Here is a 13529-nt window from a genome sequence, read left to right on the forward strand (position 1 = left end):
TTAAGCAATGCTTTAGCGTTAAATCCCTGCTTTCCAACCATTGACGAGCGGATAGCGACGTTCACGACCAAAAGCGCGTGAACTAATACGTGGTCCTAATGCACCTTGGCGACGCTTGTACTCGTTGCGATCAACCAATTGAATGACTTTCTCGACCATCGCGCGTTCAAAGCCTTTGCCAATGATATCTTCTTGGCTTTGATCTTCTTCAATATACGCATACAAAATCGCATCGAGCACTTCGTATGGTGGTAAAGAATCTTGGTCTTTTTGGTCTGGACGTAATTCTGCTGAAGGTGGGCGGGTAATCACACGTTCAGGAATCACAGGAGTATCAGCGATGCTGTTACGGTATTTTGCCAATTCAAACACAATGGTTTTGTACACATCTTTGAGTACCGCATAACCACCGACCATATCGCCATAAAGCGTGCAGTAACCAACTGCTAACTCAGATTTGTTACCTGTAGAAAGCACGAGGTTACCAAACTTATTCGACAGACCCATTAAGATTGTGCCGCGTGCACGAGCTTGTAAATTTTCTTCTGTGGTGTCGCTAGGGCTGTTACCAAAGAAAGGATACAGCGTTTGCATAAAGCTATTTACGATCGGGTGAATTTCAGCAATACCAAAAGTCACGCCTAAAGTTTTGGCTTGTTCTGCAGCATCTTCCACACTAATTTGCGCAGTATAAGTGTACGGCATCATTACCGCTTGTACCTTGTCTGCACCAATTGCATCAACCGCAATGGCAAGGGTAAGTGCTGAATCAATTCCACCCGACAAGCCTAGAATTACACCTGGAAAGCCAGAGCGTTGCACATAGTCACGGGTTGCTAATACTAAACCTTGATAGATTTCTGCAAGGGTGTCTAAAGCTGGGCTAATTTCGGCAGTTTTAAAGTGCTTCTGTGCAGCGTCATATTCTGCGTAGAATAAACCTTCTTGGTAGGTTGGGGCTTGTAATGCAACATTGCCTGCTTGGTTAATCACAAAGCTCGTACCATCGAAGATTAAATCATCTTGACCGCCAACTTGGTTTACATACACCACATTGAGATGTAATTGTTTTGCCAGTTCGGTCATGGTCTGTACACGATGCTGCGGTTTACCCACTTCATAAGGCGATGCGTTCAAGACCAATGCAGTTTCTACATTCAACTGTGCCAATTGCTGCACGGTTGGCAAAGACCATAAATCTTCGCAAATCAAAACGCCAAATTTATGACCAAGGTATTCAAAAACTAAGTGTTGATGACCTTCATCAAAATAGCGTTTTTCATCAAATACAGCATAATTTGGTAAATTTTGCTTGTTGTAAATACCTAAGATGTTGCCATCTTTCATGACGGCAGCCGAGTTAAAGCGCTGACCATCTTCAGTTTCATTGACAAAGCCGAAAACTAAAACAATATCTTTAATTTCACGTAATTGTTCAAATGCTTGTTGTGTGCGTTGATTCAAGCTTGGGCGCAGTAATAAATCTTCTGCAGGGTAGCCCAAAATTGAAAGTTCAGGAAAAATAATCAAATCTGCATGTTGTTTTTTCGCTTCATTTGCTTGTTCAAGCATTTTTTGCGCGTTTGCTTCGAGATTGCCAATGTGTGGAGAGAACTGTGCAAGGGCAATTTTAAAAGATTTCATTTAAATTAAGTCCTATTCCTATAGGTGTAGAATACACGTAAGTGGCTGATGATTATTGTTATAAAAATTTCAGCGTAGTGTATTGTGGATTAAACGACTGCCGAAAGGCACAAATAAAAACCATTTATTATCTAACAGATAAAGATCTTATTTTGCAGTGCAAAAATGGAGACTTTTGCTATTTTATCTTAATTTAGAATAGATGCTAGCATCGAATACACTTTATTGTCTTGTCTGCAAGAATATCATTGAAATGTGACAGAATTTTTATGCTATTTATTTGAAAAGCATTATATTTTTAGGTTGTATGATGCATGTGTTTTTCGTGAAATAAGCATGTACCAAGATGAGTGAGCTAAGTCGAGCGGTGCGGGCTGTTTAAAATAATATTGTCTATTTTTTTAAGAAAAATATCTTTGGCAATTTCACCTTGTTGCTCAATGTTGTAAGCAAAAAAAGGTTTCGCTTCAATTAAGCGATAATGATATGGATTGTAACGCTTAAAACTCAAAAAATACGCGGTTTGCAATACCGCACCACGCAGTAAGACATTGATGTGATGTTGATGCTGTAAAATGTGCGCCATCTCATGAATAAAGATCGCTTGATAGCCACGGTGTGCTTGGCTGTAGTCGGCTAGATAATGCCGATTACGCACATGAATATAGCCACAGGGGGCCATAAAAATGTGCTGTGGCTGCCAAGGCAAATAAGGATGGTTCATGACTTTGACTTGGCTGTAGTCAATCAGATTGCCAAACACAGATTGGCACAACTGTATTTCCATTGCAGTTAGGCTTCGACATCTAAACTGATCTAGTTTGAGCAGTCGCATCAATAAGCTGAGAATGAATAAATGCAGTTGTAGCATGGAAATGAGTCGTAAGTGACAGACATCAAAAATATAGCCTAAATCCGCAATGATCTAAATTTTATTTTACGTTTTGGTTGTGGTTTAGGACAAACCAAACAGAAATGAGTTTGGTGAGCTAAATAAAAGCAATAAAAAAACCACCCGAAGGTGGTTTTTTTGTCGTGTCGTTTTACACGCTACAACGCAGACCGAATTAACGGTTGATGTCGCGTTGAGTGTGGCCAGTGTAAAGCTGACGAGGACGACCGATTTTGTAAGGGCCGCTGTGCATTTCTAACCAGTGGCTGATCCAACCAACTGTACGTGCAAGTGCGAAAATTACAGTAAACATTTCTGTTGGGATACCAATCGCTTTAAGGATGATACCTGAGTAGAAGTCTACGTTAGGGTATAAGTTACGCTTGATGAAGTATTCATCAGATAACGCAATACGCTCAAGTTCCATTGCAAGAGCGAGTTGTGGATCGTTGATACCTAAGTCGTTAAGTACTTCGTCACAAGTTTGCTTCATTACAGTTGCACGTGGGTCATGGTTTTTATAAACGCGGTGACCAAAGCCCATAAGTTTAACTTCTTTAGTCTTCACTTTTTCCATGAACTCAGCAACGTGTTCTACAGAGCCGATTTCATCAAGCATCTTAAGAACAGCTTCGTTCGCACCACCGTGAGCAGGACCCCAAAGTGCAGAAATACCTGCAGAGATACATGCGTATGGGTTAGCGCCAGTAGAACCAGCTAAACGTACAGTTGAAGTAGACGCGTTTTGTTCGTGGTCAGCGTGAAGCGTGAAAATACGATCCATTGCGCGAGCGTGAACAGGGTTTACTTTGTAATCACGGTCTGCTGGTGTAGCAAACATCATGTACAAGAAGTTTTCTGCGTAGCTTAAGTCGTTACGTGGGTAAACAAATGGTTGACCAACAGTGTACTTGTAGCTCCAAGCCGCTAAAGTAGGAATCTTCGCGATTAAACGAATCGCTGTGATTTCACGGTGGTTAACATCTTCGATGTCTAAGTTGTTGTGATAGAACGCAGATAACGCACCAACAACACCTACCATGATTGCCATAGGGTGAGCGTCACGACGGAAACCGTTATAGAAACGTTTTACTTGGTCGTGAACCATAGTGTGGTTGCGAACTTTAGCGTCAAAATCAGCTTTTTGTTCTGCAGTTGGAAGCTCACCATTTAATAATAAGTAGCAAGTTTCTAAGTAGTCAGCTTTAGTCGCTAATTGGTCAATTGGGTAACCACGGTGTAAAAGAATACCTTTGTTACCATCAATGAACGTAATTTTAGACTCGCAAGACGCTGTTGCCATAAAACCAGGATCAAAAGTAAAGTGACCTGCCGCCAACACATCCTTAACGTCAATTACATCTGGGCCTAATGTGCCGCTGTAAATTGGTAATTCAATTTCTTTTCCATCAAGCTGTAATACGGCTTTTTTGCCAGTTGCTTCAGACATTCAATAGATCTCCTGTCCTGGTGAATGTTGATCTGACTCGAAGTATCAATCTTTTAATGCGCAAGTCAGACGGATTAAAAATTAGCTCTAAGATTAGAGAGTACTGAAATTTTGTCAATTATACTTATGGATTAAGCAGACGACTATTTATAGAAAAAGTCGAAAAAATTCCAGTAAAAAAATCAATAAAATCACAGCACAGCCGCCGTATCATAAGTCAAAATTTGTCGGATGTGCAGAAAAAAATCATCAATACGGATTAATTGTAAGCAATTTTAAATACTAGTTTTGATGTGCTATTTCTTTAGCAGGATTCAGTCCAATACTTAAATTTATCTAATTCTCATAACTTACACGTTTTTACATACACGGTAGGGTGGTCAGATTGTTTGTAATAGGCAGTAAGTCTGGTATTTAAATTCGATATTGATTGATCAAAAAATGACTGATTAAACTCCTGAAAATAGCCATAACCCATCATATTTTGAGTGGGAAATGATGAAATCTTTGTGAATAAAGCGCGGTTATTTATCCATACAGATACAAAAAATACTGGATAAGTTATTCATTCGCATGATGATTATCATTTTTAATATTTATTTAGGTGTGGTGTTTAAAGTAAATATAAGTTGTATAAATAGATTGAGGTATGTGCCGACATTAAAGTTTAATCCATGATCAGGTGTACCTTGACCAAAGCAAAGTGATGGGCTGTCTGGATCTAAGAGTCTTGTGTTGTGGTTGTAAATTGCTGCAAACAGTGGAGTACACACATATATAGTGCTGCTACTTATATATAAGTATGTGAAAACCCGAAGAACATCTGAAAAACAAAGTACAAATTTATCTTTAGTCTAAATATTCTAAAGCCACTGATTGTGTCATCAAGAGTTTTCACTTTAATAATTTATTTAAAAACATAGATTTATGTTTGATTGTGTGGTTGTGGATGGTAATTGGTTTGTCTTTATACTTGTTAATGATTCTTATTTAAGGGTTTTTTAGCCAAAAAGCCGAGTAGAGTTGTTTGTATTTTAACAGTTGACGTTTTATAATTCAGTGTCGTTTTAAGGTTAGGCATGAATTTGCCTAACAATGCCAGCTTTCCTTCGAATTTATTCCAACAAACTCCGGATGGAGTTTTTACTTACAGGATGCCCGCTGTGAAAAGCAACAGACCTGTCAATTTGTCCATGGGTCAAGTTTTAGAAGTAAACTTAAAATCGCCCGTGGCTATTGCATCAATTCTACACCGTCTTTCTGGTGTCATCGTATTTTTACTCGTACCGGTACTTTTATGGTTGTTAGACAAGTCATTGTCTTCACCTGAAGGTTTTGCTCAAGTTCAAGAAATTTTTAACGGTTTCTTTGTACGCTTTATCGTATGGGTATTTGTAGCCGGCTTAATTTATCACTTCATTGCTGGTATTAAGCACTTACTTGCTGACCTTGGTTTTGCAGAAGAACTGCAAAGCGGTCGCATTGCAGCTACTATTTCATTGATCTTGTCTGCAATTGGTATCGTTGCAGCATTTGTATGGATTGTAATCTAATGAAAAGTGCTACAGGTTTAACGGGTTCAGGTTCTCGCGATTGGTATATCCAACGTGTTAGTGCTGTAGTTCTTGCTGTTTATACCGTTGTGGTATTTGGTTGGATTCTTCTTAACGGTGGATTCAACTTTGAACAGTGGTACGGCTTTATGATGACATTACCAATGAAGATTATGTCTTTATTGGCAGTCTTATCTCTTGTTGCACATGCTTGGATCGGTATGTGGCAAGTATTCACTGACTATGTGACTACTCGTCAAATGGGTCCTTCAGCTTCAGGTTTACGCCTAGTGCTGACTTCAGCAGTGATTATTGCTGTTTTTGCATACGCAATCTGGGCAATCCAGATTTTCTGGGCGAATTGATAGGAAAATATCATGGGCGCGATTAACCCTAAAGAAGATTATACAAATATTCCACACCAATTCTTTGACGCAGTCATCGTTGGTGGTGGTGGTTCAGGTATGCGTGCATCTTACCAACTTGCTCAAGCAGGTTTGAAAGTTGCGGTATTGACCAAAGTATTCCCTACACGTTCACACACTGTTGCAGCGCAAGGTGGTATTGGTGCATCTCTTGGTAATATGCAAGAAGATAACTGGCACTACCACTTTTATGACACAGTAAAAGGTTCTGACTGGTTGGGCGACCAAGACGCGATTGAATTCATGACGCGTGAAGCGCCACAAGTGGTTTATGAATTAGAACACTTGGGTATGCCATTTGACCGTAACGCAGACGGTACAATTTACCAACGTCCATTCGGTGGTCACTCTGCAAACTACGGTGAAAAAGCAGTTCCACGTGCATGTGCTGCAGCTGACCGTACAGGTCACGCACTTCTTCACACGCTTTATCAAAGCAACGTGAAAATGGGCACTCAATTCTTCGTAGAATGGATTGCTCTTGATTTGATCCGTAACGAAGCTGGCGATGTACTAGGTGTGACTGCAATTGACCAAGAAACAGGTAAAATCGCAGTATTCCAAGCGAAAGCGACATTGTTTGCTACAGGTGGTGCAGGTCGTGTGTACCGTGCATCTACAAACGCATATATCAACACTGGTGACGGTCTTGGTATGGCTGCGCGTGCAGGTATTCCATTACAAGATATGGAATTCTGGCAGTTCCACCCAACAGGTGTTGCGGGCGCGGGCGTATTGTTAACGGAAGGCTGTCGTGGTGAGGGTGGTATCCTTCGTAACGATTCAGGCGAACCGTTCATGGAGCGTTATGCACCAACTTTGAAAGACTTGGCGCCACGTGACTTCGTATCACGTTCTATGGACCAAGAAATTAAAGAAGGTCGTGGTTGTGGTCCAAACAAAGACTACATCTTGCTTGATATGACGCACTTAGGTGCAGACACAATCATGAAGCGTCTTCCATCTGTATTTGAGATTGGTAAGAAATTCGCGAACGTTGACTGTACTAAAGAGCCAATTCCTGTTGTGCCTACAATCCATTACCAAATGGGTGGTATTCCAACCAATATTCATGGTCAAGTGGTTGTTCCAGAAAGCCGTGAAACTCAAGAGTTGGTTGCGAACTACAACGCAGAAACTGATACATATACAACCAACGCGGGTGACCGTGACTTTGCTAAACCAGTAAAAGGTTTCTATGCAATTGGTGAGTGTTCATGTGTATCTGTACACGGTGCAAACCGTTTAGGTACAAACTCATTGCTTGACTTGGTTGTATTTGGTAAGGCTGCTGGTCAACACATCATTGAGTATGTGACTAAGCAACATGATGGTGAGTACGAACCACTTCCAACAACTGTACTTGAAAATACTGTGAACCGTATTCGTAAACTTGACGAATCGACTTCAGGTGAAAACGCTCAAGAAGTTGCTGATGCAATTCGTAACATCGTTCAAGACCACGCAGGTGTATTCCGTACTTCAGCATTGCTTGATGAAGGTGTGAAACAAATTCTTGCGCTTGAGCCACGTGTTCGCAACATTCATTTGAAAGACAAATCTAAAGTATTCAACACTGCACGTGTAGAAGCATTAGAAGTTGAAAACTTGTATGAAGTTGCTAAAGCGACACTAATCTCAGCTGCTGCACGTAAAGAATGTCGTGGTGCGCATACGGTTGTAGACTTTGAGTTACCACCAGATCACCCAACTTATTCTTATGGTCGTCGTGATGATGAGTGGATGAAGCATACTTTATGGTTCTCTACAGATAACCGTCTTGAGTACAAACCAGTACGTTACAAGCCGCTTACTGTAGCTGCTATTCCACCTAAACCACGTACATTCTAATTGGGAGAAGTAAGATGAGTAGAGGTACTCGTACATTTAATATCTACCGCTACGATCCTGATAAGGATAAAGCACCGTACATGCAAACTTTTAAGCTTGAATTGACTGATAAGCACCGTATGTTGCTTGATGCACTTCTTGAATTGAAAGTACAAGACGAATCTTTGACATTCCGTCGTTCATGTCGTGAAGGTATTTGTGGTTCTGATGGTGTAAACATCAATGGTAAAAACGGTTTAGCGTGTCTTTGGAACCTAAACGATTTACCAGAAGTGATCACAATTCGTCCACTTCCGGGTCTTCCTGTAATTAAAGACTTGGTTGTAGACATGAATCAGTTCTACGATCAGTATAACAAGATTCATCCGTTCTTGATCAACAACCAACCTGCGCCACCAAAAGAGCGTTTACAATCTCAAGAAGAGCGTGAGCATCTTGATGGTTTGTATGAATGTATTCTTTGTGCATGTTGTTCAACTTCATGCCCATCATTCTGGTGGAACCCAGACAAGTTCTTGGGTCCTTCAGCGTTGTTGAATGCATATCGTTTCATTATCGATTCGCGTGATACTGCAACTCAAGAGCGTTTGGCTCGTCTTGACGATCCATTCTCTTTGTTCCGTTGTAAAGGTATTATGAACTGTGTATCTGTATGTCCTAAAGGCTTGAACCCAACTAAAGCAATCGGTCACATCCGTAACATGCTTTTAGATATGGCTGGCTAATAGACTGCGTGATCAGTTGAAAAAAGCACACCTAGGTGTGCTTTTTTTTGTGCCAAAATTACGATAAAAGTCGTGTGATAAGTTGCTTGTTTTTGATGAGTACATAAATGAAAAATGTTGCATGCAAAGAAGTGATTAAAAAGTGAGTATTTGATATTTTTTAGGTATAACTGTTGGATAAATAGACAAAAACAGCATTTAGCCGACTAAAGTTGCACACAATTGTAATCCAGTGCTGCTATTTTGTTGTAAAGCATGGGCAAATGCCAAGTTTAGCTGCAATATTTATTTTTAGATGTTATCATGTAACGTGTAAGTGAGAGGGCAGATTGAGAGATGTGCTCTCTTTTATTTTATCTGAAATAGCGGTGTTGGACTTTGGTCTAAATTGCATCTGTTTTTTAAATAAAGCACCATATGTTAGATGAAAATAGAATCAGTGTATTTCGCCAATTTATAGGAGGTATGTGTCAAAAAAATCAATTGCATTTCTGAGATCATGTTACGATTAACAAATGACTATATCTGAAAAATGTTGAATTTTCGTACATTTTATCAACATTTTAAGTGCAAATGATGTGTTATTAAATCAGGACTATTGCAGAAAAGTCGTATTAGAAAAGCTAAGACTGAGCACTTATTTTTTCTAAAACGATTTTGCAAAAAATTGCTCGGCTTGGGTCGAGTATATAAATGAGTGATGATGCCAATGAGGGCGTTATGATTCATAAATGACATTGGGTTTTCCTAATGTAGTGATAACGCCTCATGACATATGTCAACTGGGGACTAATGTCATGTTACCAATTTGACATTATCAATCATGGGTTTTGCTTAAAAAGCATCCTGGAAAATGTTTTTGCAATAGGAAATGGGTCCACAAATGCAAGAAGTTGCTGACGCACTGCGTCTTGACACTGAACTTTCCGCTGATAGTGCAGCGTATATTGAAGAACTTTACGAGCATTATTTGACGTCACCGGAATCAGTCGGTGCTGATTGGCGCGAATATTTCGATAAATTCCCGAAGGGTGATCAACCACACAGTAATGTACGTGAGCAATTCCTTTTATTAGGTCGTAATTCAAATCGCGTTCAAGCCATTGTTCAAGGTTCAGTGAGTTCTGAACATGAACAACGTCAAATTGGCGTGTTGCAACTGATTGCTGCTTACCGTAACCGTGGTCACCAAAAAGCAAAATTAGATCCACTAGGTTTGGCAAAACGTGAAGACGTGCCAGATCTTGATCTTGCTGCACATGGTTTAACCAAGTCTGATTTAGATACTGTTTTCCATACAGGTAATTTGGAAATTGGTAAGTCTGAAGCAACACTAGGCGAAATGGTTGATGCCATGCAGGCGATCTACTGCGGTTCAATTGGTGCAGAATACATGCACATTGTTGATACCAAAGAAAGACGCTGGATTCAACAACGCTTAGAAAGCGCACGTGGTAAGTTCACATTTACTGCAGATCAAAAGAAACACGTTCTTGAACGCTTAACAGCAGCTGAGGGTCTAGAAAAATATCTAGGTAATAAATACGTTGGTGCGAAACGCTTTGGTGTAGAAGGCGGTGAATCATTTATCCCTATGGTGAATGAAATCATTCAACGTGCGGGTGCTGTTGGCTGTAAAGAAGTCGTGATTGGCATGCCACACCGTGGTCGTTTGAACCTGCTTGTGAACATCATGGGTAAAAACCCTGCAGACCTATTTGGTGAGTTCGAAGGTAAGAGCTTGCATAAAAAAGGTTCTGGCGACGTAAAATATCACCAAGGTTTCTCATCTAACGTGATGACTCCGGGTGGTGAAGTGCACTTGGCACTTGCGTTTAACCCATCGCACTTAGAAATTGTTGGACCTGTGGTTGAGGGTTCTGTACGTGCGCGCCAAGTACGTCGTAAAGACATTGGTGGTGATGATGTATTGCCATTAATCGTTCACGGTGATGCCGCATTTGCAGGTCAAGGTGTTAACCAAGAAACCTTCCAAATGTCACAAACTCGCGGTTATACTGTAGGTGGTACAGTTCACATTGTGATTAACAACCAAGTTGGTTTCACAACATCTGACCCACGTGACGCACGTTCTACTGAATACTGTACTGACATTGCAAAAATGATTCAGGCGCCAATTTTCCACGTGAATGGCGATGATCCTGAAGCGGTGATTTTTGTATCTCAATTGGCACACGATTTCCGTCATACATTCCGTAAAGACGTTGTGATTGATTTGTTCTGCTACCGTCGTCGTGGTCACAACGAAGCTGATGAACCTGCAGCAACTCAGCCAATGATGTATCAAGTGATCAACAAAAAGACCACTACACGTACTTTGTATGCTGACCAATTGGTGCAAGAAGGTGTGTTGGATCGCGCAGCAGCAGATCAAATGATTGAAGATTACCGCGCAGATTTAGAAGCGGGTAATCACGTTGCGAACGCATTGGTACTTGAGCCAAATACCAAAATGTTTGTAGATTGGTCGCCATACTTGGGTCACGACTATACAGACGTTTGGGATACAACTTTCCCTATCGAGCGTTTGAAAGAACTTGGTCAAACCATGCGTAAACTTCCAGAAGGTTTCGTGATGCAGCGCCAAGTTGCCAAAGTGATTGACGATCGCTTGAAAATGCAAACAGGTGAAATGCCACTAAACTGGGGTGCAGCTGAAACTTTAGCTTACGCATCTTTGTTGGATGAGGGTTACCTTGTTCGTTTGACTGGTGAAGACGTTGGTCGTGGTACTTTCTCGCACCGTCATGCAAAACTGCATAACCAAGTCGATGGTAAAACTTATATTCCACTTTGCCACATCAAAGAGAACCAACCACGCGTTGCAATCTACGACTCATTATTGTCTGAAATGGCAGTATTGGCATTTGAATATGGTTATGCGACGACCCTTCCAAAGAGCTTGATTATTTGGGAAGCACAATTCGGTGACTTTGCCAACTGTGCTCAAGTGGTAATCGACCAGTTCATTTCATCTGGCGAAACCAAGTGGGAGCGTGTGTGTGGTTTAACGATGCTTCTTCCACACGGTTTTGAAGGTCAAGGTCCTGAGCACTCATCTGCACGTTTAGAGCGTTTCTTACAGCTTTGTGCGGAAGAAAACATGCAAGTGATGACACCAACAACACCTGCACAGATTTTCCACGCTTTACGTCGTCAGGCGATTCGTCCAATCCGTAAGCCAATGATCATCATGTCGCCGAAGTCTTTACTTCGTCACAAGTTAGCAGTATCTAACCTTGATGAGCTTGCAACTGGTACATTCCAGACTGTGATTGATGAAATTGACAACATCAACAAATCAGACGTGACGCGTTTGGTATTGTGTGGTGGTAAAGTGTATTACGACTTGCTTGAAAAGCGTCGTGAATTAGAATTGAACAATACTGCAATTGTTCGTATTGAACAGTTGTACCCATATCCAGAACAACGTCTTGCTGAAGTTCTTGCTTCTTATCCAAACGTAAAAGAATTAGTTTGGACTCAAGAAGAGCCGAAGAACCAAGGTGCTTGGTTATTCATCGCGCCACGTTTATATGATGACGTAATGAAAACTGGTAAACAGATTCGCATTAGTTATGCGGGTCGTGAAGCATCTGCAGCACCAGCGTGTGGTTCACCATATTTGCATGCAAAACAACAAGCTCAGCTCATCAATGACGCGCTTGCGATCGTAGCTGAATAACAGGAGATTCGAAGTAATGGCAACCGAAATTAAAGCACCGGTATTTCCAGAGTCAGTTGCAGACGGTACGATTGCAACTTGGCACAAACAACCAGGTGAAGCAGTTTCACGTGATGAAGTGATCTGTGATATTGAAACCGATAAAGTTGTTTTGGAAGTAGTCGCTCCTGCTGATGGCACAATCTCTGCAATCATCAAAAACGAAGGCGACACCGTTCTTTCTGACGAAGTAATTGCTCAATTTGAAGCGGGTGCTGTTTCTGGCGCTGCTCAAACTCAAGCAGTTCAGTCTGAAGCACAAGTAGAGCAAGCTGCGGCGAAAACTGAAGCAGGCGCTGCGCCAGTTGTTGAGCGTGCACAACCAGTTGCTGACCAAGCACCAGCAGTACGTAAAGCGTTGACTGAAACAGGTATCAATGCTGCAGACGTTTCTGGTACAGGTCGTGGTGGTCGTATCACTAAAGAAGATGTTGCAAATCATCAAGCTAAACCTGCTGCTGCAGCTGCGCCATTAAGCGTTGCGGTAGGTGAGCGTATCGAGAAACGTGTTCCTATGACACGTTTACGTAAGCGTGTTGCAGAGCGTTTACTTGCAGCGACTCAAGAAACTGCAATGTTGACAACATTCAACGAAGTGAACATGAAGCCAATCATGGAAATGCGTGCACAATACAAAGACGCATTTGAAAAACGTCATGGTGCACGTTTAGGCTTTATGTCTTTCTTCGTGAAAGCTGCAACTGAAGCATTGAAACGTTACCCAGCAGTAAACGCTTCTATTGATGGTGAAGATATCGTATATCACGGTTACTACGACATCGGTGTAGCGGTTTCTTCTGACCGTGGTCTAGTGGTTCCTGTATTACGTGATACAGACCGTATGAACTACGCTGAAGTAGAAAACGGTATTCGTGACTATGCTTATAAAGCACGTGACGGTAAGCTAGGTATTGAAGATATGACTGGCGGTACATTCACCATTACTAACGGTGGTACTTTCGGTTCATTGTTATCTACTCCAATTCTAAATACGCCACAAACTGCAATTTTGGGTATGCACAAAATCCAAGAGCGTCCTATGGCGGTTAATGGCCAAGTAGAAATCTTGCCAATGATGTATTTAGCGCTTTCTTATGACCACCGTTTAATTGATGGTAAAGAAGCTGTAGGTTTCCTTGTAACAATCAAAGAATTGTTAGAAGAACCAGCTAAACTCATCCTTGACCTTTAATTCTAAAGAATAAATCAGTGGGCTTGGAGCGATCCTCTAAGCCCATTTTTGG

The 13529-nt window shown here is 41.2% G+C and carries 9 protein-coding genes; 6 read left to right on the forward strand and 3 right to left on the reverse strand.

Features of this window, described 5'->3' with window-relative positions:
• Positions 1 to 18 precede the first annotated feature (18 nt).
• The 3 genes from FTT78_RS03400 to gltA form a co-directional block, all read right to left on the reverse strand.
• Complete coding sequence (locus FTT78_RS03400; RefSeq protein WP_167845846.1) at positions 19 to 1644, reverse strand: NAD+ synthase; 1626 nt, start codon at positions 1642 to 1644, stop codon at positions 19 to 21.
• A 355-nt stretch (positions 1645 to 1999) separates the two neighbouring features.
• Positions 2000 to 2515 carry a hypothetical protein gene (locus tag FTT78_RS03405; RefSeq protein WP_004972203.1) on the reverse strand — a complete coding sequence of 172 codons (516 nt, stop codon included), beginning with the start codon at positions 2513 to 2515 and terminating at the stop codon, positions 2000 to 2002.
• Positions 2516 to 2711: 196 nt separating this feature from the next.
• On the reverse strand, positions 2712 to 3986 hold the full coding sequence (gene gltA / locus FTT78_RS03410; protein ID WP_004972202.1) for a citrate synthase: 1275 nt from the start codon (positions 3984 to 3986) through the stop codon (positions 2712 to 2714).
• Between the two features lie 1154 nt (positions 3987 to 5140).
• Between gltA and sdhC the strand changes: the two genes are divergently transcribed.
• The 6 genes from sdhC (at position 5141) to odhB (ending at position 13477) form a co-directional block, all read left to right on the forward strand.
• Positions 5141 to 5539, forward strand: coding sequence for a succinate dehydrogenase, cytochrome b556 subunit (gene sdhC, locus FTT78_RS03415; RefSeq protein ID WP_143228670.1), 399 nt, complete (start codon positions 5141 to 5143; stop codon positions 5537 to 5539).
• Positions 5539 to 5904, forward strand: coding sequence for a succinate dehydrogenase, hydrophobic membrane anchor protein (gene sdhD / locus FTT78_RS03420; RefSeq protein ID WP_096901012.1), 366 nt, complete (start codon positions 5539 to 5541; stop codon positions 5902 to 5904). The genes sdhC and sdhD overlap by 1 nt, the downstream gene beginning before the upstream one ends.
• 12 nt (positions 5905 to 5916) lie before the next feature.
• Positions 5917 to 7815 carry an FAD-binding protein gene (locus FTT78_RS03425; RefSeq protein WP_004972199.1) on the forward strand — a complete coding sequence of 633 codons (1899 nt, stop codon included), beginning with the start codon at positions 5917 to 5919 and terminating at the stop codon, positions 7813 to 7815.
• A 14-nt stretch (positions 7816 to 7829) separates the two neighbouring features.
• A complete protein-coding gene (locus FTT78_RS03430; RefSeq protein WP_004972196.1) occupies positions 7830 to 8540 on the forward strand; it encodes a succinate dehydrogenase iron-sulfur subunit in 711 nt (236 codons plus the stop codon).
• 883 nt (positions 8541 to 9423) lie between these two features.
• Complete coding sequence (locus FTT78_RS03435; RefSeq protein ID WP_096901045.1) at positions 9424 to 12246, forward strand: 2-oxoglutarate dehydrogenase E1 component; 2823 nt, start codon at positions 9424 to 9426, stop codon at positions 12244 to 12246.
• A 16-nt stretch (positions 12247 to 12262) separates the two neighbouring features.
• Positions 12263 to 13477, forward strand: coding sequence for a 2-oxoglutarate dehydrogenase complex dihydrolipoyllysine-residue succinyltransferase (gene odhB, locus FTT78_RS03440; RefSeq protein WP_004972191.1), 1215 nt, complete (start codon positions 12263 to 12265; stop codon positions 13475 to 13477).
• Positions 13478 to 13529: the final 52 nt, after the last annotated feature.

The organism is Acinetobacter sp. YH01011 (assembly GCF_013420785.1).
Classification (GTDB): domain Bacteria; phylum Pseudomonadota; class Gammaproteobacteria; order Pseudomonadales; family Moraxellaceae; genus Acinetobacter; species Acinetobacter towneri.